This is a genomic window from Streptomyces sp. NPDC033216 (assembly GCF_055577115.1).
Genome location: NZ_JBVIQK010000025.1, coordinates 66,709 through 92,527, shown reverse-complemented (window position 1 = coordinate 92,527; position 25,819 = coordinate 66,709). Strand labels below are relative to the sequence as shown.

19 protein-coding genes and 4 pseudogenes are annotated in these 25,819 nt (G+C 70.1%); 11 read left to right on the top strand and 12 right to left on the bottom strand.

Going from position 1 to position 25,819, the window contains the following annotated elements; translation table 11 throughout:
* Nucleotides 1-93: 93 nt before the first annotated feature.
* Nucleotides 94-819, top strand: a pseudogene (locus ACZ5Y0_RS31520) (LamG domain-containing protein); the annotation flags it as partial.
* 268 nt (nucleotides 820-1,087) lie between these two features.
* On the opposite strand, the gene ACZ5Y0_RS31515 reads toward ACZ5Y0_RS31520, so the two are convergent.
* The 10 genes from ACZ5Y0_RS31515 to ACZ5Y0_RS31470 form a co-directional block, all read right to left on the bottom strand.
* The gene (locus ACZ5Y0_RS31515) at nucleotides 1,088-2,590 is read right to left on the bottom strand and encodes a family 43 glycosylhydrolase (RefSeq protein ID WP_469132076.1); all 1,503 of its coding nucleotides are present in this window, start codon (nucleotides 2,588-2,590) and stop codon (nucleotides 1,088-1,090) included.
* A 107-nt stretch (nucleotides 2,591-2,697) separates the two neighbouring features.
* Nucleotides 2,698-5,058 (bottom strand): AbfB domain-containing protein, encoded by a 2,361-nt coding sequence (locus ACZ5Y0_RS31510; RefSeq protein WP_469132075.1) that lies wholly within the window; start codon nucleotides 5,056-5,058, stop codon nucleotides 2,698-2,700.
* 124 nt (nucleotides 5,059-5,182) lie between these two features.
* The gene (locus ACZ5Y0_RS31505) at nucleotides 5,183-6,217 is read right to left on the bottom strand and encodes an ABC transporter permease (protein WP_469132074.1); all 1,035 of its coding nucleotides are present in this window, start codon (nucleotides 6,215-6,217) and stop codon (nucleotides 5,183-5,185) included.
* Nucleotides 6,214-7,176: an ABC transporter permease gene (locus ACZ5Y0_RS31500; RefSeq protein WP_469132073.1), complete on the bottom strand. Its 963-nt coding sequence runs from the start codon at nucleotides 7,174-7,176 to the stop codon at nucleotides 6,214-6,216. The genes ACZ5Y0_RS31505 and ACZ5Y0_RS31500 overlap by 4 nt, the downstream gene beginning before the upstream one ends.
* A complete protein-coding gene (locus tag ACZ5Y0_RS31495; protein WP_469132072.1) occupies nucleotides 7,169-8,725 on the bottom strand; it encodes a sugar ABC transporter ATP-binding protein in 1,557 nt (518 codons plus the stop codon). The genes ACZ5Y0_RS31500 and ACZ5Y0_RS31495 overlap by 8 nt, the downstream gene beginning before the upstream one ends.
* A gap of 80 nt (nucleotides 8,726-8,805) precedes the next feature.
* Nucleotides 8,806-9,900 (bottom strand): ABC transporter substrate-binding protein, encoded by a 1,095-nt coding sequence (locus tag ACZ5Y0_RS31490; protein WP_469132079.1) that lies wholly within the window; start codon nucleotides 9,898-9,900, stop codon nucleotides 8,806-8,808.
* Nucleotides 9,901-10,395: 495 nt separating this feature from the next.
* Nucleotides 10,396-11,415 carry a LacI family DNA-binding transcriptional regulator gene (locus ACZ5Y0_RS31485; RefSeq protein WP_469132071.1) on the bottom strand — a complete coding sequence of 340 codons (1,020 nt, stop codon included), beginning with the start codon at nucleotides 11,413-11,415 and terminating at the stop codon, nucleotides 10,396-10,398.
* Nucleotides 11,416-11,908: 493 nt separating this feature from the next.
* Nucleotides 11,909-12,478, bottom strand: coding sequence for a GNAT family N-acetyltransferase (locus ACZ5Y0_RS31480; RefSeq protein ID WP_469132070.1), 570 nt, complete (start codon nucleotides 12,476-12,478; stop codon nucleotides 11,909-11,911).
* A gap of 151 nt (nucleotides 12,479-12,629) precedes the next feature.
* Nucleotides 12,630-13,316: a response regulator gene (locus tag ACZ5Y0_RS31475; protein ID WP_469132069.1), complete on the bottom strand. Its 687-nt coding sequence runs from the start codon at nucleotides 13,314-13,316 to the stop codon at nucleotides 12,630-12,632.
* Nucleotides 13,313-14,611 (bottom strand): sensor histidine kinase, encoded by a 1,299-nt coding sequence (locus ACZ5Y0_RS31470; RefSeq protein WP_469132068.1) that lies wholly within the window; start codon nucleotides 14,609-14,611, stop codon nucleotides 13,313-13,315. Before ACZ5Y0_RS31470 ends, ACZ5Y0_RS31475 begins: the two co-directional genes overlap by 4 nt.
* Before the next feature lie 218 nt (nucleotides 14,612-14,829).
* Here ACZ5Y0_RS31470 and ACZ5Y0_RS31465 point away from each other — a divergent pair.
* The 3 genes and pseudogenes from ACZ5Y0_RS31465 (at nucleotide 14,830) to ACZ5Y0_RS31455 (ending at nucleotide 17,962) form a co-directional block, all read left to right on the top strand.
* Nucleotides 14,830-15,521, top strand: a pseudogene (locus ACZ5Y0_RS31465) (ABC transporter ATP-binding protein).
* A complete protein-coding gene (locus ACZ5Y0_RS31460; RefSeq protein ID WP_469132067.1) occupies nucleotides 15,518-17,161 on the top strand; it encodes an ABC transporter permease in 1,644 nt (547 codons plus the stop codon). The pseudogene ACZ5Y0_RS31465 and the gene ACZ5Y0_RS31460 overlap by 4 nt, the downstream one beginning before the upstream one ends.
* 42 nt (nucleotides 17,162-17,203) lie before the next feature.
* A complete protein-coding gene (locus tag ACZ5Y0_RS31455) occupies nucleotides 17,204-17,962 on the top strand; it encodes an ABC transporter permease (RefSeq protein WP_469132066.1) in 759 nt (252 codons plus the stop codon).
* Nucleotides 17,963-18,027: 65 nt separating this feature from the next.
* On the opposite strand, the gene ACZ5Y0_RS31450 is transcribed toward ACZ5Y0_RS31455, so the two are convergent.
* On the bottom strand, nucleotides 18,028-18,900 hold the full coding sequence (locus ACZ5Y0_RS31450; RefSeq protein ID WP_469132065.1) for a helix-turn-helix transcriptional regulator: 873 nt from the start codon (nucleotides 18,898-18,900) through the stop codon (nucleotides 18,028-18,030).
* A 236-nt stretch (nucleotides 18,901-19,136) separates the two neighbouring features.
* On the opposite strand from ACZ5Y0_RS31450, the gene ACZ5Y0_RS31445 reads away from it, so the two are divergent.
* The 7 genes and pseudogenes from ACZ5Y0_RS31445 (at nucleotide 19,137) to ACZ5Y0_RS31415 (ending at nucleotide 24,848) form a co-directional block, all read left to right on the top strand.
* Nucleotides 19,137-20,060 carry an SDR family NAD(P)-dependent oxidoreductase gene (locus ACZ5Y0_RS31445; RefSeq protein ID WP_469132064.1) on the top strand — a complete coding sequence of 308 codons (924 nt, stop codon included), beginning with the start codon at nucleotides 19,137-19,139 and terminating at the stop codon, nucleotides 20,058-20,060.
* Between the two features lie 95 nt (nucleotides 20,061-20,155).
* Nucleotides 20,156-20,532, top strand: a pseudogene (locus tag ACZ5Y0_RS31440) (NAD(P)-binding domain-containing protein); the annotation flags it as partial.
* Between the two features lie 82 nt (nucleotides 20,533-20,614).
* Nucleotides 20,615-20,950 carry an NAD-binding protein gene (locus tag ACZ5Y0_RS31435; protein ID WP_469132063.1) on the top strand — a complete coding sequence of 112 codons (336 nt, stop codon included), beginning with the start codon at nucleotides 20,615-20,617 and terminating at the stop codon, nucleotides 20,948-20,950.
* A gap of 416 nt (nucleotides 20,951-21,366) precedes the next feature.
* Nucleotides 21,367-22,302: a phosphotransferase family protein gene (locus ACZ5Y0_RS31430; RefSeq protein ID WP_469132062.1), complete on the top strand. Its 936-nt coding sequence runs from the start codon at nucleotides 21,367-21,369 to the stop codon at nucleotides 22,300-22,302.
* A gap of 420 nt (nucleotides 22,303-22,722) precedes the next feature.
* Nucleotides 22,723-23,328, top strand: a complete 606-nt coding sequence (locus ACZ5Y0_RS31425; protein ID WP_469132061.1) for a cadmium resistance transporter — start codon at nucleotides 22,723-22,725, stop codon at nucleotides 23,326-23,328.
* An 861-nt stretch (nucleotides 23,329-24,189) separates the two neighbouring features.
* Nucleotides 24,190-24,543 (top strand): annotated as a pseudogene (locus tag ACZ5Y0_RS31420) (RICIN domain-containing protein); the annotation flags it as partial.
* Nucleotides 24,544-24,590: 47 nt separating this feature from the next.
* Nucleotides 24,591-24,848, top strand: coding sequence for an RICIN domain-containing protein (locus ACZ5Y0_RS31415; protein WP_469132060.1), 258 nt, complete (start codon nucleotides 24,591-24,593; stop codon nucleotides 24,846-24,848).
* Here the strand turns inward: ACZ5Y0_RS31415 and ACZ5Y0_RS31410 are convergent.
* Nucleotides 24,845-25,723, bottom strand: coding sequence for a restriction endonuclease (locus ACZ5Y0_RS31410; RefSeq protein ID WP_469132059.1), 879 nt, complete (start codon nucleotides 25,721-25,723; stop codon nucleotides 24,845-24,847). The two genes, ACZ5Y0_RS31415 and ACZ5Y0_RS31410, sit on opposite strands and share 4 nt — an antisense overlap.
* Between the last annotated feature and the right edge of the window lie 96 nt (nucleotides 25,724-25,819).

Below are 25,819 nucleotides of genomic sequence, written 5' to 3'. Positions count from 1 at the left end.
GGGAACGACGCGATGACATCCACGAAGCCTTCCTCGGCCTCGCCGTCTGCCTGATCACCCACAGACACGTCCAGCGCCTTTGTTAGGACCTCTTACACGTACGACCGCCGGGAGATCAAGGTCCAACCGGCCAGGGTCCGTGAGGTCAACCGCAAGGTCATCGCCGCCGGTGCCGCCGCGGGTGAGCGGCAGCCGCTGAAGGGCGGCGGGCACTGGGCCCTCGACGAGGCCGTCGGGACCACCGCGGAGGACGACGGCCCGAACGCCAGGGCCCTCACCCTCAGCGACGGCACCACCTGGACGCCCGGCGTCAGCGGAAGCGCGCTGAAGTTCAACGGTCAGGGCCAGTACGCCGAGACCGATGGGCCGGTGCTCGACACCACCGGAAGCTACTCGGTGTCCGCGTGGGTGCGGCTGGACGAGGTGCCCGGCAACTACGCCACCGCGGTCAGCCAGGACACCCGGCGCCAGGCCAGCCCCTTCTACCTACAGTACGGGCACGGTGCGTTCGCCTTCAGCACTCCGGGCGAGAACCGGGCACGGCTGGTCACCACTGCGGAGGCAGGCCGCTGGTACCACCTGGTCGGCGTCCGCGACGGCGCCGACAACACGATCAAGCTGTACCTCGACGGGAAGCCGGCAGCGACCGCCACCGGTGGCGCGGCCTACCCCAGCACCGGCGCCCTGGCCGTCGGACGCGCCCAGTGGGGCGGCAACGACACCGACTTCTGGAACGGCGCGGTCGACGAGGTCCACGCCTACGACAAGGCGCTCACCGCGCAGGAGGTGAGCGAGCTCTACACGGACGAGAAGCCGTAGCGGCACCACGGCGCAGGGCCCCGGCGGGACGCCTCTCCCGCCGGGGTCCGCTCGCGCCGGTGGGTGCCGGTCAGGCTCCATGCGGCGTCCGTCACCCACGGCGACCCCGGTGACGCGTACCGCCCGGCAGACCGTACCGCCGTGGTCATCGGCCACGAGTGGCCGACAGTCACCCTGCCCGCCCCCGACGACCAGGGGCAGCGGTGCCACGTCCTGCTCGCGGCCCACCGTCGACCGTTCGGCCCCGTGCGGAGCCCGCCGGGGTAGCTCAGCCGACGCGTGACACCGCCACGTTGTCGAAGGACGCGGCGGTGCCGAAGACGCGTACGCCGGTGGCCCCGCTGCCGTACGTGCCGTCGGTGACGGAGACCTTCGGCGTGGTCAAGTCGTCGACGTACACCTTGATCGAGGTGCCGACCGCGGTGACCCGCAGCCGGTGTGTGGATCCCGGTGCGATGGTCAGGCTCCGGCTCGCCAGCGGCGTCCAGCGGCCGTCGGCCCGTCCCAGCACGACCTTGCCGTCGGTGCCGATGCCCGCGTAGTAACCGGAGTAGCTGTCGGTGCCGACTCCCGGCCTCGTCACTCTGAACGTCACTCCGGCGTCACCGCCGGGGCCCTGCGGTGTCACGTCGGCGTCGTAGGTCAGGTCGGCGAAGTTCGTGTCGAGCAGGGCCTTGCCGCCCAGGGAGTGCCCGGCCCGGTACCGGCCGTCGGTCGCCGACCAGGTCCCGCCATAGGGCTTCCAGCCCAGCGCGTTCCCGTCGGCGAAGTTGTCCCGGACCCGCATCTCGACGCGGCGGATGGTTCCGTCCGCGTTGAAGTGCAGCCGGTCGTAGGCGAGTTGCCGGTGGTTGCCGTCGGTCTCGCCGAGCGGGCGGCGGTGGTAGACGATGTACCAGATGTCCGTTCCCGGTACGTTGAGGACCGAGTTGTGGCCGGAGCCGCGGGCGACGGCGGGGTCCTGGGCCAGGACCTTGTCGATCTTCCTGAAGGGACCGGTGGGTGACTCGGACATGGCGTAGGAGACGGAGTAGTCCGGGCCGGTCCAGCCTCCCTCGGACCACATGAAGTAGTACTTGTCGTTCCGTTTGAACATGAAGGATCCCTCGGTGTAGTTCTCCGGGGTGATCTCCTTGTAGGTGGTGCCGTCGGGGAAGGCGCCGAGGCTGGTCATGTCCGGGTTGAGCTTCACGACATTGGCGTGGTGCCAGCCGCCGTAGTACATGTACGCCTGGCCGTCGTCGTCGATGAAGACGTCCTGGTCGATGGGCTGGGCGCCGTTGTGGAACCGGGAGACGAGCGGTTTGCCGAGGGCGTCCTTGTAGGGGCCCTCGGGACGGTCGGAGACGGCGACGCCGATGCCGCCGAGCTGCCCGTCGTTCTGGATGTCGTTGGCGGCGAAGTAGAGGTAGTACTTGCCGTTGCGCTCCACGGGCGCGGGCGCCCACACCGCGTACTCGGCCCACGAGATGTCCTCGGTGGACAGCACCTTCGGGTGCTCGGTCCAGTGGACCAGGTCGGGGGAGGAGAAGGCGTCGAGATAGGTCTGCTCGGCGTAGACCTTCGAGGTCGTGGGGAAAACCCAGTACCGGCCGCCGTAGTACGCGGTGTCGGGGTCGGCGTACCAGCCGTCGACGAAGGGGTTGCCGGACTCGGCGGTGGTGTAGTCGGGCACTGCGGTGGCCGGTGTGGGCGACAGCGTGACGAGCAGGCCGCCGGCCAGCAGCAGGGCGCAGTATTTGGCCAGCAGGGTGGTGATTCGGCGGGTCATGGAGGCTCCAGGTAAGGCCTGAGGGGACGGTCGGGGCAGGTGGGGGCGGCGACGGGTGCCGTGACCCTGCCGCCGCCCCCCGTACGGCTCCGTTCATCCGGTCCCGGTCACGGTGCCCACGGGGCCTGTACGGCCCAGGTGGTGTCCTCCGCGAACAGGGTCGGGTTGTCCCAGGTGTGCGTGCCGCCCGGGGTGGCGAGCCACAGCTCGGCGTTGAAATGGCGCAGGTACTGCTCCGGGAAGTTGTACGCGGACAGCCGTACGCCGCCGTCGGCGCTCCGGACGGGACAGAAGGTGGCGTCGGCCCGGTACACGTCACCGGATCCACCCTCCTTGTGGACGCGGAAGTCGCGGTGGCGCAGGTACTGGCCGGGGTAGTTGCGCGACTCGAAGCTGTAGCAGGAGCTGCTGGCGAGTCCGGGAACGACCTTCCAGGTGGCGTCGTTCTTCAGCAGGGCGTCGCTGCCGCTGTTCACGATCTCCGTGAAGACCGCCCCGTCCTTGTGGCGCACGAACCGGTCGGTGTGGCCCGGGGTCGTCACCCGCAGGGACCGGTGTTCGCCGGTGGGCAGCGTGAGGGGCGCCGTCGACCCGCGGGAGGCGTTGATCAGGGCCTGGTTGGCGGCTCTCACCCGGGCCTCGTCGACCTTGACCACCTGCCGGTCGTAGGTGAGCAGGCCGTTGACCTCGTTCTCGACGTCCGTGATCTCGGTGTAGACCGAGGCGGACAGGCCGCGGGGCATGCGCACCTCGCGGATCGCGTCGATGAGGCCCACGAACCGGTTGTTCAGGTGGGCCAGGTCGGGCTGGTCCTCGTAGCTGAAGCCGCCGCCGGGGTACCACTCGTGGCCGGCGACCCTGAAGCCCAGTCCGCCGAACTCGCCGAGGACGGCGGCGCGGGTGGAGCTGGGCACGGTGGTGCCGGGGCCGACGTACACGTGGTGGTCGACGACGTCGCCGTTGCCCCCGTCGACGGCGCCGCAGCAGTTGACGCCGCTCATGTTGTCGACCAGGCGTGAGGGGTCGTAGGCCTTGACCTCGTCGGCGATGCGGGCCTGATCGTACTGGCCCCAGCCCTCGTTCTGGTTGACCCACATGACCAGCGACGGGGAGCTGCGGTGCTGGTCGATGACGCGGTCGTACTCGGCCTCCCACTGCGTGCGGGCGGCGGCGTCCGGGGTGCGCTCCATGGACGGCATGTCCTGCCAGACCAGCAGACCCAGCCGGTCGGCCCAGTAGAACCAGCGCTGCGGCTCGACCTTGATGTGCTTGCGGACCATGTTGAAGCCGAGGTCCTTGTGCTTTTGCAGGTCGTGGCGCAGCGCGGCGTCGGTGGGCGCCGTGTAGATGCCGTCCGGCCAGTAGCCCTGGTCCAGGGTGCCGGTCTGGAAGACGAACCTGCCGTTGAGGACCGGTCGCAGGAGACCGTCCACCCGGGCGATGCCGATGGAGCGCATGCCGGTGTAGCTGCCGACCGAGTCGACCGCCGAGCTGCCCGAGAGCAGGTCGGCCTTCACGTCGTAGAGGAAGGGGTCCTCCGGCGTCCACAGGCGCGGGTTCGGGACGGGCACGGTGAACTCGGTGCCGACCGGACCGGTGGCGGTGCCGACCGTGGTACCGCCCGCGGAGACGGTGACGCGGGTCTGGTGACCGTTCGTCCCGACCCCCCGGACGGTGACCTTGAGGCGGTTGTTCACCAGGTCCGGCACCATGTCGAGGCGCGCGATGTGCGCGGGGGCGGTCGGTTCGAGCCATACGGTCTGCCAGATGCCCGACGCGGCGGTGTAGAAGATGCCTCCGCCGGGATGCGTGGCCACGTCGCGGATCCGCTGTTTGCCCACGGCCTGACCACCCGTCTCGGTGGGGTCCCAGACGGAGACGACGATCGTGTTGGTACCGCCGTTGAGGAGGTCGGTGACGTCGTAGGAGAAGGCGTCGAAGCCGCCGCTGTGGGAGGCGCCGGCCTGGCGGCCGTTGACCCAGACGGTCGTACGCCAGTCACTGGCGCCGAAGTGGAGCTGGACGCGGCGGCCGTCCCAGTTCGAAGGGACGGTGAAGGTGCGCTTGTACCAGAGCCTGTCATTCTGCGTGATCTTGCGCCGGATGCCGGAGAGCGCGGATTCCGCGACGAAGGGGACCCGGATCTGCTCGGTGAAGGTGGCCGGCTGCCCGGCGTCGGCCGAAGTGAGGGCGAAGTCCCAGATGCCGTTCAGGTTGGCCCAGTCCGGGCGGGTCAGCTGGGGGCGGGGGTACTCCGGCAGCGGCGTGTCGGTGGGGACCTGGTCCGTCCACGGGGTGGTCATGGGGGACGGCTCGGGTGTCCACGCCCGGGGTGCGGCGGTCACGGAACCGGCGGCCGTCAGGGCCGTGCCGCCGGCCAGGACGAGGGCGACGAACGTGGTGGCCGCCCACCGCGCTCTCCGTCTCAGCCAGTCCAGCGGCCTTCTTCCTGCGCGTACTCGACGCATCGTGCCTCCTTGGATCGTGGGGTGGGGAGACGTGCGCGTGCGGAGGGCGGCCGGAGGGGAGTCCGGCCGCCCGGACCGGACCCGGCGGCCGGACCGTGGGGGCTCGGCCGCCGGGCGCGGCCGGTCACATGAGTTGCCGTCTGCGGCCGAGCCAGGTCTGGGCGATGACGACGACGGCGAGGAAGGCACCGCTGACGACCTGCTGGTAGGAGGAGTCGAGGGAGCCGATCTGGTTGATGACGTTCTGGATGACCTTCAGCAGCAGGACGCCGACCAGGGAACCACTGACGTAGCCGAGGCCTCCGGTCAGCAGGGTCCCGCCGATGACGACGGCGGAGATGGCCTCCAGTTCCATGCCGTTGCCGAGGATCGTCACACCGGAGGCGAGCCAGGCGGCGTTGAGCGCGCCGGCCAGACCGGCGAGCAGGCCCGACAGCGTGTAGACGAGGATCTTCGTGCGGGCGACCGGAGCACCCATCAGGGCCGCCGCGTCCTCGTTCCCGCCGACCGCGTACACGTGCTGACCGAAGCGGGTGCGGCGCAGCGCCACGGCGCCTGCCGCAAACAGGGCCAGGGTGATCCACACCGGGTTGCCCAGGCCGAGTGTCGTGCCCTGGCCCAGTTCGGCGAGGAGGGAGCCCTTGCCGATGAGGAACGTGTCCGCGCCCTCGTCGGTGACGGCCAGCAGCAGGCCGCGCGCGCCCAGCATGGCGGCCAGCGTGACGATGAAGGGCGCGAGGCGGGAACGGGCCACGAGCAGGCCGTTGACGACTCCTATCAGGCCGCACACGGCCAAGGGGAGCAACAGGGCGACGAGGGTGCCGTGCCGTGAACCCCAGGCCGCGAGCACGCCGCCCAGGGCGAACAGCGAACCGACCGACAGGTCGATGCCGCCCGTGATGATGACGAAGGTCATGCCGAGGGCGACGATCGCCAGGAAGGCCGAACTGGTCGCCATGTTGCTGGCGTTGTCGCCGGTGGCGAAGGAGTCGAAGGAGAGCGACGCCACCAGGGAGACGATCACCAGGACGGCCAGCGCGCCGTGCTGCTGGAAGAGGGCGCTCAGCCGTTCGGACCGGGCGGAGCCGACCGGCACGCTCTCTCCCGTCGGCTCGTTGCCCGCGGTGGTCACCGGTGTGTCCGCCTTCGTGAAGGTCATCGCTTCCCCCGTCCCCGTGCCGCGTACACCGCGGCGACGATCACTATGGCCTGGGCGATCTGGGTCCAGGAGGGCGGCAGATCGTGCTTGATGAGGGTGGCCGTGAGCAGCTGGATGAGGACGGCCCCCGCCACGGTGCCGGCGATGTTGACCCGGCCACCGGTCAGCGGCGTGCCGCCCACCACGACCGCCGTGATCGCAGAGAGCTCCATCAGATTGCCGAGCGAGGTCGGGTCACTGGCCTGGAGACGGGCGGTCGCCAGCACACCGGCCACGGACGCGAGCAGCGCGCACACGACGTACACGACGATCAGCACGCGTCGCACCGGCAGACCGGCGAGCTGCGCCGCGGGCCGGCTGTCGCCGATGGCGAGGAGCTGGCGTCCGAAGGTGGTGCGGCGCACCACGAAGGCCACCAGCAGGGCCAGGACCGTGGCGATCAGGATGAGATAGGGGATGCCGAGGACGTCACCGGAGCCCAGGGAGGCCAAGGACGGGTTGCGCAGGTCCTCCAGCTGCGGCAGCAGCACCAGGGCGACGCCGCGGCCGCCGACCATGAGCGCCAGGGTGGCCACGATGGGTTGCACGCCGACGAGCGCGACGAGCGCGCCGTTGGCCAGTCCGACCGCGGCGGCGAACAGCGCGACCACGAGCAGCGCGGGCAGCAGCCCGTAGCCCAGATAGAGCGCGGTGACGGACGCCGCCAGCGCCATCACGGCGCCGACGGACAGGTCGACGCCTTCGGTGCCGATGACCAGGGCCATGCCGAGGGCCACGATGATGACGGGGGCGACCTGCACCGCCTGGGTGCGGAAGTTCTCCGCGGAGAGGAAGTGCGGGGTGATGACGATGTTGACGACGAGCAGGACCGCGACACCGGCGTAGACGCCGTAGGTCTGGAGCCACTGGAGCACTCGGGTCTTGTCCAGTGGGGCGGTGCGCAGGGTGGCCTCAGCCATCGTTCGCCACCTCCTTGACGGACTCCGCCCGGGTGTCCCCGGCGATGGTGCGCATGAGCCTCTCCTCGGTGACGTCGTCGCCGGTGAGTTCGCCGACGACGGCGCCGTCCTTCAGCACGACCACGCGGTCGGACCCTTCGATCAGTTCCTCCAGGTCGGAGGAGATGAGCAGGACGCCCAGACCGTCCGCGGCCAGTTCGTCCACGAGTTTCTGCACCTCTGCCTTGGCGCCGACGTCGATGCCGCGAGTGGGCTCGTCGAGTAGCAGCACCTTGGGATTCATGGCGAGCCAGCGGGCGAGCAGCACCTTTTGCTGGTTGCCGCCGGACAGCTCGCCGACCTTCTGGTGCGGCGAGGACGCCCTGATGTGCAGCCGCTTCATGAAGGTGTCGACGACGCTGTCGACGCGGGCCTCGGAGACGAGGCCGAAGCGGGACAGTCGGGGCAGGACTGCGAGCGCGATGTTCTCCCGGACCGACAGCCCAGGGACGATGCCCTCGCTCTTGCGGTCCTCCGGCAGCAGGCTGATGCCCGCCCGGATGGCGGCCGGCGTGGAACCGCCGCGCAGCGGCATCCCGGCGACCATGACGCGGCCCGAACGAAGCGGCAGGGCACCGGAGATGGCCTTCGCTGTCTCGGTGCGTCCGGAACCGAGCAGTCCAGCCAGCCCGACGACCTCACCTGGCCGGATGCTCAGGGACACCCCGCGCAGCTTGTGCGGCACGGTCAGTTCCCGCGCGTCCAGCACCGGTTCGGAGTCGGCGGCCTGGTGATCACCGGTGAACTTGGTGAGGCCCTCCGTGCGGACCTCGCCCAGATCCCGGCCGAGCATCGTGGACACCAGGGCGAGACGGTCGAGGTCGGCCAGCCTGCCGTGGTGGACGCGCCGGCCGTCGCGCAGCACGGTGACCGTGCTGCACACGGCGTACAGCTCGTCGAGGCGGTGGCTTACATAGACGACGGAGATGTTGGCTTCGCGCAGGCGACGGATCACCGAGAACAGGGTTTCGACCTCGCGTGGTTCGAGCGAGGAGGTCGGCTCGTCCATGATGACGACGCGCGCGTCGGTGGCCACGGCGCGGGCCAGGGCGACCATCTGCTGGGCGCCGACGCCCAGGGTGCGCAGCGGCCGACGCACGTCCACATGGACGCCGTAACCGCGCAGGGTCTCCTCGGCCTCCCGGTTCATGCGGGCGATGTCCAGCGTGCCGAAGCGGTTGCGTGGTTCGCGGCCCAGGAAGAGGTTGCGGGCCACGCTGAGCAGCGGGATGAGGTTGACCTCCTGGTAGATGGTCGAGATGCCCGCCTTCTGCGCTTCCAGGGGCGTGCCGAAGGAGACCGTGTGGCCCTGGAAGGTGATCTCGCCGGCGTCGGGACGGTACACGCCGGTGAGGAGCTTGATGAGGGTCGACTTGCCGGCGCCGTTCTCGCCGATCAGCGCGTGGACCTCGCCGGCGTGCAGGGTGAGATCTACGTCGTCCAGGGCTCGGACGCCCGGGAAGGTCTTGCTCAGTCCACGGACGGCGAGGACTTCGGCGGGGGATGCCACCTGTGCCTCCAGGAAGAAAAGGATGCGGAACGTGGTGCGGTGAAGGCGGCGGGGGCACGGCTGCCCGTGCCCCCGGTGGGTCAGTAGGCCTTCCCGATCTCCGCCTTCGCGTTGCCCGCGTCGTAGGCGCCGTCCTGGATGACGATGTCCTGGGGGATGCCCTCGCCCCGGGTGAAGGCGTCCAGCGTCTGGAACGCCAGCGGGCCGAACCGGGGGTTGGACTCGATGACGCCGCTGATCCAGCCGTCCACGATGCCCTGGACGGCGTTGCGGGTACCGTCGACCGTCACGATCTTGACGTCGCCGGCCTTCTTGCCGGCGCCTTTCAGTGCGGCCACCGCGCCCAGGCCCATCTCGTCGTTCTCGGCGTAGATGCCCTTGATGCCGGGCTTCGACTGGATGAGCTGTTCGGTGACCTGCTGACCCTTCTCACGGGCGAAGTCACCGGTCTGCTCGAACACGACCTTCAGCTCCGGTGCCTTCTCGGCGATCCGCTCCTTGAAGCCCTTGGTGCGCTCGGTGGTGACGTTGTTGCCGGCGGAGCCGAGGAGGACGGCGACCTCGCCCTCGCCGCCGGTGGCCTCGATCATCTGGTCGGCCGCCCGCCTGCCCTGCTCGACGAAATCGGAGGCTATGAAGGACGCGTAGTCCTTGCAGGCGGTGGCGTTGATCTTGCGGTCGATCGTGACGATCGGGACCTTCTTGGCGGCGGCGGCCTGCAACACCGGGTCCCAGCCGTCGGAGTTGAGCGGGGCGATCACCAGCAGGTCGGCGCCCTTGGCGAGCAGGTCCTGAACGTCGCTGATCTGCTTGGAGAACTGCGACTGGGCGTTGGCGGTCAGCAACTTGACGCCCCGCTTCTTCGCCTCGTCCCTGATGGACTGGGTCTCGGCGATGCGGAAGGGATTGGCCTCCTTCTCCGACTGGGAGAAGCCCACAGTCGCCTTCTTCAGATCCAGCTTCTCGGCGCCATAGGCGTCGATGGTGCAGGTCTTGCTGCCCGGCTTCGGCTTGACGGCCTTCTGTTCCGCACCCGCGGATGCCGGGGATCCGGTGCCCTTCGAGGCGTCGTCCTCCGACTTCGCGCAGGCCCCGGCGGTCAAGGCCACCGCGGCGGCCAGGGCCACGACCCCGGGGCGGACGAGGAGACGAGGACGATGAGTGGTGCGCTGCATGGTGACCCCGATCCGGGTGACGCTGAAAGGGAACTGGGGAGCTGACATGAGCAGAGAACCGTGCATCTCCCCTGACGGGCAACGTTGTCGGGCCCGCTGCAAGGAGGTTTTACATCGTTGGAAGAGGCCTGTAAACCCTTTGCGCACACCGTTGTCTCTCGTGAGCGGGCGGGGATACGACGGAAGCGCTTGCGCAGCCCTCGCCTCCGGGCGCGCTTCAACTCCCGGTGGCGCTGAGCCTCGGGCGACCAGGTGCTACGGCTCTGCCGACCGGAATTCCGACGGCCGGGGCCGCCGAGGCCCCGGGCCGCCGCCGCTGCCGGCGCCGTATGAGGCAGGCGCACCGGAGCGCACCATGGCGGAATCGGGTGAGGGCGTCACGGGCGAGGTGCAGATGAACCGAACCCGCCGGCAGTCGGCAGGACGGACGACCTCACGGGGCCGGTCGAATCCGCGCGTCGTGCCTGCTTCGCGGGTCAGCTGCGAAGCCGGCCCTCAGACGGTGGACGCCTCGCGCCCGAGGGTGCTCTCCCGCTGGATCAGGCGGTAGTCCGCCTGGATACGGCGGGGTTCGGGAGCCTCACCGCTCAGCCGGGCAAGCACCGACTCCACGGCGAGTCGGCCGATGCCCTCCTTGTCCGGTGACACGGAGGTGAGCGTCACCGCGCCGAAGTGCCCCTCGATCACGTCGTCGAAGCCGACGACCGCGATGTCCTCGGGGACGCGCAGTCCGCGCTCGTGCAGGATGCGCATCGCACCGATGGCCATCGGGTCGTTGTACGCGAAGATCGCATCGGGACGGAGGCCGGCATCGAGGATACGCGTCATGGCCGCCGCGCCGTCCGCGTGCCCCCAGCCGTCGGTGGCGGCGATGAGCCCGTCGTCCGCCGGGAGTCCGGCGGCGGTGAGCTCCTCGCGCCAGCCGTGTACGCGCAGTTGTGCGGGTTCGCTGCGGCCGCGCCGGTCGCCGATGAACGCCACCTTCCGGCGCCCGAGGCCGATCAGGTGCCGGACGGCGGCACGGGCCGCAGCCACATTGTCGATGGCGATGTGGTCGTACGGCAGGTCGTAGTCACGCTCCCCGAGCAGTACCAGTGGAACGTTCTCCGCTCGGTCGCGCAGGTCTTCGCTCTGCAACTCGATGGGGCTGAGGATGAGTCCGTCGATGACACGTGCGCGGAAGCCCTGGCTGACCAGAAGTTCTTCCTCACGGCGTCCGCCGGTGTGGTCGAGCAGCACGATGTAGTCGTGTGCGGCGGCGGCGTCGATGACGGCGGCGGCGAGTTCGGCGAAGTAGGGGTTGCCGAGTTCGGGCAGGGCGAGCGCGATCATGCCCGTGCGTCCCTTGCGCAGATGCCGGGCGGTCAGGTTGGGCCGGTAACCGAGGGCGTCGATGGAACGCTGGACCCGTTCACGCATCGTGGGGGTGACGTGCTGGTAGTCGTTCACCACGTTGGAGACGGTTTTGATGGAGACCCCCGCGTGGGCGGCGACGTCCTTGAGGCTGACCCGCACGGTATTCCCTTTCGAAGCGGCCCCGCTCGGGTCGTCGGTGCCGGGCGCTGTGTCGTCACCGTGCGCATGGCGCCGAGTCCCAGGGCGTGATGTTTGCAACGTTATACATCCGTCCCCACCGCACTGACAAGGCGGCGGGGCCGCCTCCGCGGCAAACATCACATGTCTGCGTGTCCGGCAGGTCAGACCGGGGCGCAAGCGCTTGCTGCGTGGTGGTGCACACATCGGCCGAGGGTGCGTGCGACGCCGCCTGCTCCGCCCCGTCCTGACAACCTCTTTGATGGTTCCGGGGGTCTCAGGCGGACGGCTCACCAGGACCTGCGGCTGGCGCGGACGTGCAACTCCTTCAAGGCCTTCATCGTCGGCCCCGCACGATGCTTCCGGCCCGGGGACGGGGACCCTTCCGCCCCTGGGGCACCTCGAACAGGCCATCCCCACCAGACATACCGGGCTTCTTCATGCGGAAGATCACGAACAGGAGGCGGCGCCGGACTCAACTGCCTGATCGACCGCCAATGTCCGCGGCCAGCGCCGCATAGACGTACTCGCTGCCCCAGCGATCCCCGTCGAGGTCGTTCTCGACCAGGTGCGCCTCCCGACGCATCCCGAGGCGCTCACAGACCCGCACAGACCCGGTGTTCTCCACATCCAGCCGTGCGTAGAGCCGGTGCACGCCCAGCGTGTGGAAGGCAAACCCGGCCAGCGCCACGGCTGCCTCGGTCGCATAGCCGTGCCCCTGGTGACGTGGGTCGAGAGTCCAGCCGATCTCGGCCTGGGCGGCGCGGGCATCGACCAGTGTGAGTGTCACCTCGCCAAGGACGCCGGGCTCATCGTGTCGGCACACAGCAAGCGCCAGCCTGTCGCCGTCGGCGCGCCGAACCGAGTGCGCCGCGCGCTCGGCCGCAACCTGCTCGCTGCGCTCCCGCGTGTGCGCCGGCCGGTACAAGTAGCGCGCCACGCTCGGCAGGCTCTGGTAGGCGTACAGGTCGTCGGCGTCGCCGGGAGTGAACAGACGCAGCGACAACCGAGGCGTGGTCATCGGCAGCAGCGAGGCGATGTCCATGCGGACCTCCGGGACGCGGATCCGGATCAAGATGCGGACTGGTTTTCGCATCACGACTGGCGGGCAGCCACGCCTTTGCGACAGCAGCGCCCGACAGCCCCACTCCACCACGAGGCGCGGCATTCCAGGAGTCGTCCACTGACCCACGCTCCTAGGCGCCCCCGCCCGGGGCGATCAGCCCTGTCTCGTAGGCGAAGACGACGGCCTGGACGCGGTCGCGCAGGTCCAGCTTCGACAGGATGCGGCCCACGTGGCTCTTGACCGTGGTCGGGCTGAGGAACAGCCGGGAGGCGAGTTCGGCATTGCTGAGGCCCGTCGCGAGGAGGCGGAGCACCTCGAGCTCGCGCGGGGTCAGGCCCGACAGATCGCGGTGCGGGGCGATGGTCTGCGGTTCGTCGTGACGGGCGAAACGCTCGATCAGCCGACGAGTGATCGTGGGCGCCAGGAGAGCGTCGCCGGTCTGCACCAGGCGCAAGGCGGAGACCAGATGTTCGGGGGTGACGTCCTTGAGCAGGAAGCCGCTGGCGCCGGCCGTGAGCGCGGCGTAGACGTAGCGGTCGAGGTCGTATGTGGTGAGGATGATGACCCGTGTTCGGTCCGGGCCGGCGTCGTCGATGATGCGCCTGGTGGCCTCGATGCCGTCCATCTCCGGCATCCGGATGTCCATGAGGACGACGTCGGGCCGCGTACGGCGGACCGCTGCGACAGCCTCGGCCCCGTCGGCAGCCTCGGCCGTCACTTCGATCCCGTCCGCGGCCAGGATCATCCTGAAACCGGTGCGCACGAGGGCTTGGTCGTCGGCGATGACGGCACGCAGCGGTGCCTCGTCCTTGTTCATACGGTGCTCCGCGGGATACGGGCCGTGACTCGGTAGTCGCCGGCCTTTGTCGGCCCGGCCGTCAGCTCGCCCTCGTAGACGGCCAGCCGCTCGCGCAGCCCCATGTGGCCACGGCCGTTGCCCTGCACCGGCGGGGACTCCTCGGCGCCGCCGGTGTCCGTGATCTCGATCTCCAGACGGGCGTCGGTGTAACCGATGGCGACGGACGCCTGGGCACCGCACGCATGTTTGATCGTGTTGGTCAGCGCCTCCTGTACGACACGGTACGCCGCGAGGTCCACCCCCGGTGGCAGCGGCTCCGGCGGCAGCGAGACCCCGACGCTCACGGGCGTACCGGCGGCGCGTACTCGTGCGACGAGCGCGTCGAGCTGCGCGAGCCCGGGCTGGGGCTCCAGGTTGCCGGGCCTCTCGTGGTCCGGAGCGGCCAGCAGGCCCATCACGTGGCGGAGTTCGGCCATCGCGGCCCGACCGCCCGCCTCGACAGCCAGCAGTGCCTCCTTCGACTGCTCGGGCGCCCTGTCCATCACTTTGCGGGCCGCGCCGGCCTGGATCACCATCACGCTGACATTGTGGGTCACAACGTCGTGCAGTTCGGCGGCGATGCGGGCACGCTCCTCCTCGATCGCGCGGCGCGTCACCTCCTCCTGAGCGGCCTGGAGTTCGGTCACCCGGTCCCGGCTGGACGCCAGCCGCAGTTGCAGAAAGCGGACGAGGCTGGCCAGCATGCCTGCCACCAGGAGCACGAAGCCCGGGCTGGACCATCCGGGGAGTACCGGGTCCGCGTTGCGGAAGGCGAAACCGGACAGGGCGGCGGCGATCACCAGGACGGCGATCGCCGCTATCCGGTAACGGCTGTATACGACGGCGCTGTAGGCGCCGATGACACAGGCCAGGACAGTGATCCAGGAGGCGGAGCTGCCGATGGCCAGTGCTGCGCCCAGCACGACCACGAACAAGGTCAGCGGATACCGGCGCCGGGCTGCCAGCGGCAGCGTCGACAGGACGACCAGGGCCCAGGGCACGGAGGAGGGTTCTTCCTCCTCGGGCACCCGACCAGGGCCGGGCGGCGAGGGCGGGGCCGGGACCCCGGTCCCGACGTCCACCGCGGGGAGGCTGCTGTTCACCGGCCCGTCGCCGGGAAAGCGCACCGCGACCAACAGGGCAATGACGGTCAGTACGAACGCCAGCACCACATCGGCGCGCACCGCTCGCCGGGACAGCGGAGCGGCCTTCGCCTCCGGGCGTAACGCGTCGATGAGTTGCCGATGCCAGCTACGCCGGTCTTCCGTCTCCATCCGAGCATTGTGCTGCGTTCTCCGCCCGGCCCGCGTCCGCCTGTCCGGCCAGGGCACTGCCCCAGGTGCCTACTCCTCAGGGATGACTCCGCGGCCGGATCCTCCGCAGGGAGGACCTGATGTTGGTTCCGCGGCCGACGCGCCCCCCACGCCGCATCTCTAGAGTCGCGGGACCGGCAACAGCATGTGCCTCTCGCAACCGCAAGGACGGACAACTCATGCGTCAAGTGATCGAACTGGAGGGTGTGGCGAAGCGCTACGACAGCACCGGTGCGCCTGCGCTCGGACCGCTCACGCTCAGCGTCACCAGGGGTGAGGCCCTTGCCGTGACGGGCCCTTCCGGCAGCGGCAAGTCCACGCTGCTGAACCTCGTCGCCGGCCTGGACAAGCCGACCGACGGCGCCGTGATCGTGGCCGGGCAACGGATCGACCAGTTGAGCGAGCACGCCCTCGCCGAGTTCCGTCGCGAGCACATCGGCATGGTGTTCCAGTTCTTCCATCTCCTCGACGACCTCACCGTCACCGACAACATCCAGCTCCCGGCCCAGCTGACCGGGAGCAGCCGGCGCGCGGCCGCGGCCCGCGCGGGTGAGTCATGGAGACGCTGGGCATCCAGAAGCACGCCCGCGCCTACCCGGGCCGGCTGTCCGGAGGCGAACGCCAACGGGTCGCGGTCGCCCGGGCCTTGGTCAACCGGCCCGCGCTGCTGCTCGCCGACGAGCCCACCGGTGCGCTCGACACCGCCTCGGGCCACGACGTCCGCGACCTGCTGATGGATCTGCACCGCGCAGGACAGACCATTGTGCTGGTGACGCACGACCTGCCCCTCGCGGAGGTGTGCGCGAGCCGCACGATCCACCTGGTCGACGGTCACCTCGCCCTCGACACGTACGGGCCGGCCGTCCGATGAGCCTGTTCGGTACCGGCGCGCTGGGTCGGGTCGTGCGCTCCGGCGTCGGCAGGCGGCGGGTGCAGACCGTGATGATCGCCGTGGCCACGATGATGGCCGTCGCCTCGGCCGTGGTCGCGGGGTCGCTGATGGTCGCCGCGGCCGCTCCCTTCGACAACGCCTTCGAGAAGCAGCGAGGTCCGCACATCACCGCGCAGTTCGATCCGGCCAAGGCGAGTGCGGCGGTGCTGGCGAAGACCGGGAAGCTGCCCGGCGTCGCCGCGAGCGCGGGACCGTACCCGTCCACGTCGGTCCGTCCGGTGGACCGGGCGGGCCTCCATCTGCCGACGCTGACCCTGGTCGGGCGGTCCGGCCCTGACGGCGCCGTGGACCGGGTGGATCTCAAGTCGGGCCGGTGGGCGCACAAACCGGGCGAGATCGTGCTCGACGCGTCGTTCGAGGGCCCCGCCATCGGGATCGGCACCCCCATGAAGACGTCGGACGCCGACGCCCCGACCCTTTCGATCGTCGGCTTCGCCGTCTCCGCCGGCGAGACCGCGGACGCCTGGGCGGCCCCCGCGCAGGTCGACGTGCTCGCGTCGAAGGGCCACCCGGTCGCGAGTCAGATGCTCTACCGCTTCGACTCCGCGAGCACGAAGCGGCAGATCATCGCCGACCGGAAAAGGCTCGCCGCCTCCGTGGGGCCCGGGGCGCTCCTTGGGACCCAGTCCTGGCTGGACACCAAGCGCGCCGCTGATCAGGGTGCGGCGGCGACCGTCCCGTTCGTGATGGCTTTCGGCGCGCTCGGCATCGTGATGTCGGTGATCATCGTCAGCAGTGTGATCAGTGGCGCGGTCGGCACCAGCCTGCGCAGGATCGGCGTCCTCAAGGCCATCGGTTTCACTCCGCGCGACGTCGTACGCGCCTATGTGGCCCAGGCGCTGATCCCGGCCGTCGCCGGCATCGGCCTGGGTGTCGCCCTGGGCAACCTCCTGGCAGTGCCACTGCTGTCCGACACCGAGTCGGTGTACGGCGGCGTCTCGCTCTCGGTGACCTGGTGGGTGGATGTCGCCGTGCCGGCCGCAGTCCTGGTCGTCGTGGGGCTCGCGGCGCTGATTCCCGCCCTGCGGGCCGGAAGACTGCGGACGGTCGAGGCCCTCGCGGTCGGCCGGGCGCCGCGCACGGGGCGCGGTCGGTGGGCGCACCGGGCGATGGGGATGCTGCCGCTGCCGCGACCGGTGACCTACGGTCTCGCCACCCCTTTCACGCAGCCGGTACGTGGCGTCGCGATGCTGCTCGCGGTCGCCTTCGGCACCGTCGCGGCGACGTTCGCGGTGGGTCTCACCTCGTCCCTGCACGCGATCGGCACCTCGCAGGACCCCGAGAACCGTGCCGCGGTCACGGTCACGACGACCAAGGCGATCGAAGTCGCTCCGCCTCCTGCTCCTGTGGGGGGCGACGCGGGGGATCCGCCTCCCCCTGGCGCCGGCGGCTCGGGCCCGCCTCCCGTGGAGGACAGCGCGGCGAGCACGTCCGAGAAGCCCAAGGCCGCCGACGCGGCGAAGGTGCGGTCCGCCGTCACGTCGCAGCAGGGAACAGAGTCGTACTACGGCAAGGTCCAGACCGAGGTCGCCGTGGCCGGGGTCTCAGGGTCGAAATAGGCCAGCCTCTACGAGGGCGATTCGCGCGCCGGCAGCTACGAGATGCTCTCCGGGCACTGGATCACCGCCAAGGGACAGGTCGTGGTGCCGTCACGCTTCCTGGAAAGGACCAGCACCAAGCTCGGTGACACGGTGCGGGTGACCTACGAGAAGGAGACCGCGCACCTGCGGATCGTGGGCGAGTCCTTCGACACGTCGGGCAGCCGGCTGGAGATCCACGCCGACATGGCCGACTTCACGTCGGCCGAGCCCAGCACCTTCCTCGTCGAGGTGAAGTCCGGCGTCTCCGCCGACGAGTACGCCCAGAGGGTCGCCGACGTCGTGCGGCCGCTGGGCGGCGACGCCACGACCAACGCCCCCTCGGGACAGGAGGGCGTCATCCTCATCATGTCCGCGATGGCGGTGCTGCTCACCCTCATGCTGATCGTCGTGGCCGGTCTCGGCGTCCTCAACTCCGTGGTCCTCGACACCCGGGAACGCATCCACGACCTGGGCGTCTGCAAGGCGATCGGCATGTCGCCGCGGCAGACCCTGAGCCTCGTGCTCGCCTCGGTGGCCGTGATCGGCGTGATCGGCGGGCTGCTCGGCGTCCCTGCGGGGTACGCGCTGCACCACGCCGTCATGCCGGTGATGGGGCGTGCCGTCGGCACCGGCCTGCCGTCGCTCGTCCTCGACGTGTACGGGCCATTCCAGCTGCTCCCGCTGGGGCTCGGCGGCGTCGTGATCGCGATGCTGGGCGCGCTGATCCCGGCAGGCTGGGCCGCCAGGGCACGTACGGCCACGGCGCTGCGCACCGAGTAGCGCCTGGTGGAGCGCGAACCGCTCGGGCGTATGCGCCAGGCCTTCCGGCTCGGCTGTCGCCCTCATCACTTGTCGGCAGGGATGTGTGGAGTGTCCTGGTGCGAACGGGGCGGACTGCTCAGGGAGGCGAGCAGGCGCAGGCGTTCCTCGGATGTGCTGCCGGGCCGTGCGTGGTAAGTGACCAGGATCTGGCCCGGGGCACCCGGAATCAGCAGCTTCTCGTAGTGAAGGTCCAGCGGGCCGACTTCCGGGTGCTGCATCAGGCTGACGCCACTGGACTTGTTCTGGACGTCTTGACGTCCCCAGAGGTGCCGGAAGCGTTCGCTGCGCACTGACAGCTCACCCACGATGTCGACGAGGCGCGGATCGTCCACGTCCGGGCCGGCGACGGACCGCAAATAGGGCACGACGCGCGCGGTCATCTCTTCCCAGTCGGCGTGCAAGGCGCGCACTTCCGGCTCCAGGAAGGCGGTGAGAATGCTGTTGTTGCCGGGCGCGTTGTACGGCGAGAGTGCGATGGCCAGAGGATTGGCGGCGAGCACGTCCATGTAGGTGCCGTGAACATAGGCGGGGGTCAACGGCCAGGAGTTCATCAGCGTGCGGACACCTTCGCTGACCTTCTCCGGTTTGCGTGACCTTCTGGGCCGGGAGCGGCGAGAGGCGGCAAGCTTGATCAAGTAGGCGGTGGCCTCCTCATCCAGCCGCAGTGCGTGGGCGATGCTCAGCAGGACCTGTTCGGAGGGATGCCGGTCGCGGCCCTGCTCCAGGCGTACGTAGTAGTCGGAGCTGACGCCGGCGAGGAAGGCGACTTCCTCGCGGCGCAGACCGGGCACGCGACGGTTTCCGGTGTCCGCGATGCCCACGGCCGCAGGCCGCACGAGCTGCCTGCGGGCACGCAGGTACGTGGCGAGGGCGCCCGGATCACCGCTGGCTGTCATGCGTTCCAGGGTAGGCAGGCGTCGCCCCGTGTGGGTGGCCCTGCCGGTCCTAGTCTCATGCGGTCCTGGGCGGTCTACGGTGCGTGCCGCACAGTGGGTGAGGCGCACGGCCGGCACACCGCCTCGCAGGGAACGTCACCGCTCCGGCGGCCCGCGGCGCGGCAGCCACGCGAAGCGCCCCACGGCTTGCCCTCTGGCGAGGCCGCACTCCCACCACTCTCGACTGAGGAACATCCATGACCGAGCTTTTCAGCAGTCCTTTCGACCGCCACTCGACCGCTTCGGAGGTGATCGAGGGCGTTGACCTCTCCGGCAAGCGGGCTGTGATCACCGGCGCCACCTCCGGTATCGGGGTGGAGACCGCCCGCGCCCTGGCTGATGCCGGCGCTGAGGTGACCCTGGCGGTCCGACGTCCCGACGCCGGCGAGCAGATCGCCGCCGAACTGCGGACGCACACCGGCAACGACGCGATCCACGTGGCCCGTGTCGACGTAGCAGACCTGGACTCGGTGCAGGCCTTCACCGCCACCTGGACCGGGCCGTTGCACATCCTGATCAACAATGCGGGGATCATGATGCTCCCTGAGCTACAGCGCGGCATTCGCGGTCACGAGCAGCAGTTCGCCACCAACTACCTTGGCCACTTCGCCCTGGCACTGGGCCTGCACGGTGCGCTTACCGATGCCGGCGGTGCCCGCATGGTGACGGTGTCGTCCAGCGGCCATCTGTTCTCCCCGGTCGTCTTCGACGACCTCGACTACCGCTTCCGCCCCTACGACGCGCTCGGCGCATACGGCCAGTCCAAGACCGCCGAGGTTCTCCTCGCCGTCGAGGCGGACAGGCGCTGGTCGGACGACGGCATCCGGGCGAACGCCCTGCACCCTGGAGCGATCGCCACCAACCTCCAGCGACACACCGGTGGGCTTCGAACCCCCGAGCCGTATCGCAAGACGATCGCTCAAGGAGCGGCCACCTCTGCCTTCCTCGCCGCCTCCCCACTGGTGGACGAGATCGGCGGTCGCTATTTCGAGGATGTCAACGAAGCCCCCCAGGTGACCGCCCGGCCCACCGAGCTGGGCTTGCCGGGAGTGGCGCCCTACGCACTGGACGCCGCCCATGCCGAGCGCCTGTGGGAGACGAGCGCGGCCATCCTGCACTGACCCGGCCACCAAGGCCGAACCAAGCACGACGAAGGCAAGACGTGAAGAACATCAAGAGAGTCGGTTTCATCGGCCTCGGCGACCAAGGCGGACCCATGGCCGAAGCGATCGGTGAACAGGGATTCGACCTGCATGTATGGGCACGCCGCCCAACATCCCTGGCCGCGGTCCGAGCAGTGCCGCACGTCGCCCACGACGGTGCAGCCCACCTCGCCCGCTCCGTAGAGCTGATCGCGCTCTGCCTGCGTGACGATGCAGACATCTGGAACCTGCTCGCCGATCAGCGCCTCCCGGCGGGGGTGGCCCCGGACACCGTCACCGTCGATCACGGCACCCGCGACCCGGAGAAGCCGAACGGATTAGTGCCCACGTCGCGCAGGCCGGAGCGATCCGTCTGGACGCCCCGGTCAGCGGTGGCAGCCCCGGTGCCCGCGCCCGGACCCTGACCATGTTCGTCGGCGGCCCGGCCGACGCCTGCGCGACCGCCCGCCCAGTGTTTGCGGCCTTCGGCGACACCGTGCGCCTCATGGGGCCGACAGGGGCCGGGCAGGGCGATGACCAAGCTGTTCGACAACGCGCTGACCATCACCAACTTGAAGAACGCCGTAGACGTTCTCACGCTCGCAGAACAGGTCGGGCTGAATGTCCCTGTGCTCATCGACATCATCAATGCGAGCAGCGGCGGCAGTGCTGCTCGGCGCGCCCTCGGCACGGACATCCCTCCAGAACTCCCCGACCACGTCCAGCGTCTGATGCGCAAGGACATGCAGCACTTCGCCGGCTCCGTGCGCCAGCACGGCGCACGTCCCGACGAGGTTCTCGAGCGCGGCTTGTCTGGCGCCTCCGGATTGCTTCGGGCCGCCGAGTTGGTGACCCGGTCGCGAGCATGAGCAGCCGATGGTGCACTCGCGTCGTGCGTCGGCCCGTTGCGCCGCGGTAACCTTCGGCGTCCGCGCTGTGGCTTCCCGCGGTCCTCCTAGCAGCCAGTGCTCCGACCGGGAAGGTTCGCCGGGTCGGTGGGTCCGGCGGTCGGGTGCACGGTGACGTCCGCTCCGACGACCGGGGATCAGAGGCGGTCCTGCCCGAAAACACATCCGTGAGTCGAAGCGGGTTAGTCGTCACATGGGCAGACTGGTTGTCACCACGATGGGCCCGGAGACTGGTCGCCTCTCATGCTGAGGAATCGGCTGGCACCGATCTGCGGCAGTGACGACGAGGCTTGGCACGGGTAGCCCGACCCGCGGTCCGGCTCGGCGCGCACCCGTCACCCCGCCACCCGTTTCCTCGACCTCTGAGAGTTGCTCCCATGCCTGTACCGCTCACCAGCGGCCGTCTGCAATGGACCGACGTCCCCACGCCGCTCCGAACCCGCCTCGAAGACGCCCTGGGGGCATCCGTGACCGAGGCGGTCACGCCCGAAGGCGGCTTCGGCCACCAGCTCGCCGCCGCGCTCCGCATGGCCGACGGCAGACGTGCCTTCGTCAAAGCGGCACCCGACGACGACCCGCTGACCGCCGCCAACGTCCACGAGGCCGCCGCCCTCGGCTCGCTGCCGCCCGGCGCCCCGGCCCCGGACCTGCTGGGCATCCACCGCGTCGCCGACTGGACCGCCGTCGTCATCGCCCACCTGGACGGCCCGCCCCCCGACCTGTCCCCGGCCTCCGGCGACGCCGATAGGACCTGGGCGCTGCTGGACAAGCTCACCTCCATCCCCGCCCCGGCCCCCTACGTCGCGGCGGTGAGCACCACGCCCTCCACCACGGCGGCCCTGCACGGCTGGGACGAGCTGCTCTCCGACCCGCCGGACGACCTCGCCCCCGCCGCCCGCGCCCACCTGCCGCAGCTCGCCGAACTCGAAGCCGCCTGGCCCGCCCTCGCCCACGGCAACCGCATCGTCCACGGCGACCTCCGGGCCGACAACATGGTCCGCGACCACCACCTGGGCGTGACCTTCGTGGACTGGGCACACGCCACCACCGGCCCGGCCTGCGTCGACGCCGCCGCCCTCGCCCCGCAACTGGTCCTCGCCGGACACATGCCCGCAGACATCGCCCGGCTGCTACGCGACCACCCCGCCAGCGCGGGCAGTCCCGACGGCACCACAGCGTTCCTCGCCGCACTCACCGGCCACTGGCACCGCAACGCCCGCAAGCCCGCACCTCCCGGCGCCCCAGGACTTCGCGCCTACCAGCACCGCGCTGCGGCAGCAGGCCTCGCGATCCTCGGTCACCGCCTGAGCTGAGACAGCGGCTGTCGCTCTCGTGTCAGTGACTGGTCGCCCCCGTGTCGGTGTCACGGGCCTCTCGCGTCACTGACACGCGACCAGGAGTCAGCCCACCCACCGGATGTCACCGAACTCGACCGCCCGGCGTGCGGCACGCAAGGGACCCTGCACCGCCGCCCGAAGCCTCCCGGATCTTCTCCACGGAGCCCGGGTCGCGCACATCGGGCCGCGCCGCGCATCCATCCGCGACCTCCATGAGCGTGGCTTTGTCCACGACGTTCGGCAGCAGTCGTTCTTCACCTCGGGAGGCGGCCTGACGCTGTCGTGTTCGATGTTCACGAGAAGCGAGAGCACTGAGCCGCGGCCCGGAGAGGGACGCGGTGCGGGCTCCCAGTAGCGTCACCGGGACAGTCGCATCGAAGGGGAGGGTATCCACTCGTGGACCTGGGCATCATCGGGCAGGCCGCCGGGCTGTTCGCCGCCACCAACATCGACGACATCGTGGTTCTGGCGCTGTTCTTCGCCCAGGGAGCCGGGCACCGCGGCTCCACTCGCCGCATCGTGCTGGGCCAGTACCTGGGTTTCGCAGCGATCCTCGCCGTGGCGGTGGCCGCCGCGTTCGGAGCGACCTTCCTGCCCGAGTCGGCCATCCCCTACCTCGGGCTGCTGCCTCTCGCCCTCGGCCTGAAGGCCGCCTGGCGGGCATGGAAGGACCCCCGTGACGACGGCACGGACGAAGCGGAAGACCAGGCCGAGGCGGGCGGCCCCAGCCCGCTGGAAGTCGCCGCGGTCACCTTCGCCAACGGCGGCGACAACATCGGCGTCTATGTGCCGGTGTTCGCCACCGCCGGTATCGGCGGGATGAGCGTGTACGCCGTGGTGTTCCTCGCGCTGGTGGCGGCGTGGTGCTTCACCGGCCGGTTCTTCGCCACCCGGCCGGTCATCGCCCAGGCCCTCGCTCGGTGGGGCCACATCGTGCTGCCCCTGGTCCTGATCGCGATCGGCCTGCTCATCCTCGTCGAAGGCGGCGCCTTCGGCCTGTGAGGCACCCGGCCGCAGCGAACCCGTGTGACATCCCCGTGCCGTCCAGGTGCCTCCCGCACCGGTGCACACCGAGCGGCGTCGCGAGGAGCTGGAGGCGAATGGACCGCTTGCTCTCGGCTCTGAAACCGCGCGTCACCATCTCGGCAAGCGAACGCGATCGGGCAAGGGAAGACGTCCGCGCGAAACCGCGACGTGCTGAGATGTCGCGGGAGTACCGGCGGCAGGCAGGGGAGAGGCCGAGAAGGCCGGCCGAGCCGTAGGCGGGCCGGGCAACTGCGGCCTGCGGCCGACAGCAAGTAGCTCGTAAGCAGCACGAGCTGCGCCGTGTCGACGGCCGCGTCGCGGAGAGATCTCCGCCGCCCACCCCAGGCACGACCATGGCCGAAGATCCGCAACCACCGCCCCTGGGCCGCGTTCAGGAGTTCTTCGACGCCAACGAGCAACAGATGGACGCCTTGGACGAGCCGGTCCCGCCGGGCGGCCGCCGCCACCCCGCCGCCATTCCGCGAGATGTTCTTATTGAGTCCAGGATGGCGGCCGTGACGTCATGAGGCCGGTGGTGGTGGATGTGGCCGTCGCCGCGCTGACCGGCGCCCTGCGCACCGTCAGCACAGGTTAACCCGGCCCCGACGCCACCTGAACCGCTCGCTCCGTGGCGTCCGCACAGCTTACGTGCGCACCGCCCGTGTGCTGGACGTGCAACTGGTCGAACGGGGGAATCAGGACCAGCCCGGTGCACCCGGAAACCGGCGCGTGCCCCTCTGACTCCGAACCGGCGTCTCCCCATCGGCGGCCCTGACACCGCCCGGTCCGGACCATGGACAGGCGACCGGTGTCGCCGCACTGGAACGAACCCGCCGGGTGGCGAAGCCGTCGCCCGGACGGCTGCCGAGCGCCAGAGTCGGGCCTTGTCGCCAGGAGCAGACCCCAGCGGAGCCCGTCATCACGGCGCCAGGGTCTGCGGCGGCGCCCGTACGGGCGACCCCGCGTCGTCACGGACGGGTGGCGCGTAGCGACGGTTCCGGCGCCGTCCGCGCTCGACCACCCAGAGGTGCCTCCACAAGGGCCTCCGTCTCCCATTCACCCGATGTATCGAGCTTTCCGCATCCTGGGGTCGCCGACGTCAGCGGGAACGGAACCGCCAACGGCACCCGCATCCTTCAGTGGGCCTGGCTGAACCGGAACAACCAGAAGTGGACCTTCGCCTCCACCGGCGACGGCTACTACGAGATCAAGGGCGTCGGCAGCGCCAAGCTCTGGAAGTGGCCGGGCTCTCCCGCGACGACGCCGGCAATGTGGCCATCTGCGCGGACTCCGACGTGCCCCAGCAGCACTGGGCCGTCACGCCCACCGGTGACGGGTACTACTTCCTCATCAACCGCTACAGCGGGCTCTGCCTCGGCGTGGACGAGGGCAGCACCGCCGAAGGAGCCAACATCGAGCAGCAGCGGTACACGTCACAAACGCGCCAGCAATGGCAGATCGAGGCCGACAGGCGTCAGACGAACAGAACCGTCTAGGACGCTGCCGTGTTCGAGGGGCCAGCCGTGTCGTGAGAGTTCCAGCGCAGCAGGAGGACAGCGGCCGTCAGTGACAGCGCGGTGAAGGTTGCGGGCACCAGGATGTCCGCGGTGTCTCCCCGCCACAACCGCGCGTTGGTGACCCAGGCCGCCGGAAGGTCCAGAAGGAGCAGGCCCAGGCCCGTCGGCCAGTAGCGGCGGCGGGACTTCTCCCGGATGCCCGAAACGATCAGGACGGTGGGTACGACGATCATCAACAGTGTCACCAGGGCCCGACTGGGGCGGGGCTCGAAGCTCTCGCCCCCGGGGATGAACAGGGCAACGGCCATCAGGACGAGACCCAGCACGATCCGGCCCCTGCCCGGCCGCACTGCCTTGGGAGGTCCGGAAGTGGGCGCAGAGGTGAGAACCGGTGCCGGGGTCGCCGCCGCTGATCCGGCCAGGGACATGGAAGGTGTCGAAGCCGGTGCCGCGGCGATGCGGCGGGCCGGAGCGTTGACCGCGGTCATCGACCCGTCCAGACCGTAGACGAACAGCGCGATGCCGTTCTCGGCGGCGTACTCCACCGCGGTGGTGGCGTAGCTGCTGCCAGTGAAGAAGAGCAGGTCCTTGTCCAGGGCCCGGCCACGGGCCCCGAACAGGCGCTGCAGCTCGGGCCTGCCCACGGCGGACGCCTGGTACTTGACCTGTCCCAGCGCCCGCCGCGAGCGCACGTCGACCCCGCCGTCGCTCCCGCCGGGCTGGGCCCGGGCGTCCTCATACCCCCAGTGGCGCATCCAGGCCGCGGCATTGCGTTCGGCCTCCTGCCAGGACTGGATCTGACGTCTGGCCGGAGGCTCAGGCGGTCTGACCGCCTGGGTGTCTTCGCGTGTCACGCCAGGAAGTATCTCCAATGCGATTCAGGGCCTCGGACGGGACCATACCCGCCACCGCCCTGCGACCGTCCGGATCCGGATGGCAGGCCCCGAGCG

Excerpts from the sequence above, each read along its gene's own strand:
- ACZ5Y0_RS31515 (WP_469132076.1), bottom strand. The coding sequence starts at position 2,590 with ATGACCCGCCGAATCACCACCCTGCTGGCCAAATACTGCGCCCTGCTG.
- ACZ5Y0_RS31510 (WP_469132075.1), bottom strand. The coding sequence starts at position 5,058 with ATGCGTCGAGTACGCGCAGGAAGAAGGCCGCTGGACTGGCTGAGACGG.
- ACZ5Y0_RS31505 (WP_469132074.1), bottom strand. The coding sequence starts at position 6,217 with ATGACCTTCACGAAGGCGGACACACCGGTGACCACCGCGGGCAACGAG.
- ACZ5Y0_RS31500 (WP_469132073.1), bottom strand. The coding sequence starts at position 7,176 with ATGGCTGAGGCCACCCTGCGCACCGCCCCACTGGACAAGACCCGAGTG.
- ACZ5Y0_RS31490 (WP_469132079.1), bottom strand. The coding sequence starts at position 9,900 with ATGCAGCGCACCACTCATCGTCCTCGTCTCCTCGTCCGCCCCGGGGTC.
- ACZ5Y0_RS31480 (WP_469132070.1), bottom strand. The coding sequence starts at position 12,478 with ATGGACATCGCCTCGCTGCTGCCGATGACCACGCCTCGGTTGTCGCTG.
- ACZ5Y0_RS31475 (WP_469132069.1), bottom strand. The coding sequence starts at position 13,316 with ATGAACAAGGACGAGGCACCGCTGCGTGCCGTCATCGCCGACGACCAA.
- ACZ5Y0_RS31470 (WP_469132068.1), bottom strand. The coding sequence starts at position 14,611 with ATGGAGACGGAAGACCGGCGTAGCTGGCATCGGCAACTCATCGACGCG.
- ACZ5Y0_RS31460 (WP_469132067.1), top strand. The coding sequence starts at position 15,518 with ATGAGCCTGTTCGGTACCGGCGCGCTGGGTCGGGTCGTGCGCTCCGGC.
- ACZ5Y0_RS31455 (WP_469132066.1), top strand. The coding sequence starts at position 17,204 with ATGCTCTCCGGGCACTGGATCACCGCCAAGGGACAGGTCGTGGTGCCG.
- ACZ5Y0_RS31450 (WP_469132065.1), bottom strand. The coding sequence starts at position 18,900 with ATGACAGCCAGCGGTGATCCGGGCGCCCTCGCCACGTACCTGCGTGCC.
- ACZ5Y0_RS31445 (WP_469132064.1), top strand. The coding sequence starts at position 19,137 with ATGACCGAGCTTTTCAGCAGTCCTTTCGACCGCCACTCGACCGCTTCG.
- ACZ5Y0_RS31435 (WP_469132063.1), top strand. The coding sequence starts at position 20,615 with ATGACCAAGCTGTTCGACAACGCGCTGACCATCACCAACTTGAAGAAC.
- ACZ5Y0_RS31430 (WP_469132062.1), top strand. The coding sequence starts at position 21,367 with ATGCCTGTACCGCTCACCAGCGGCCGTCTGCAATGGACCGACGTCCCC.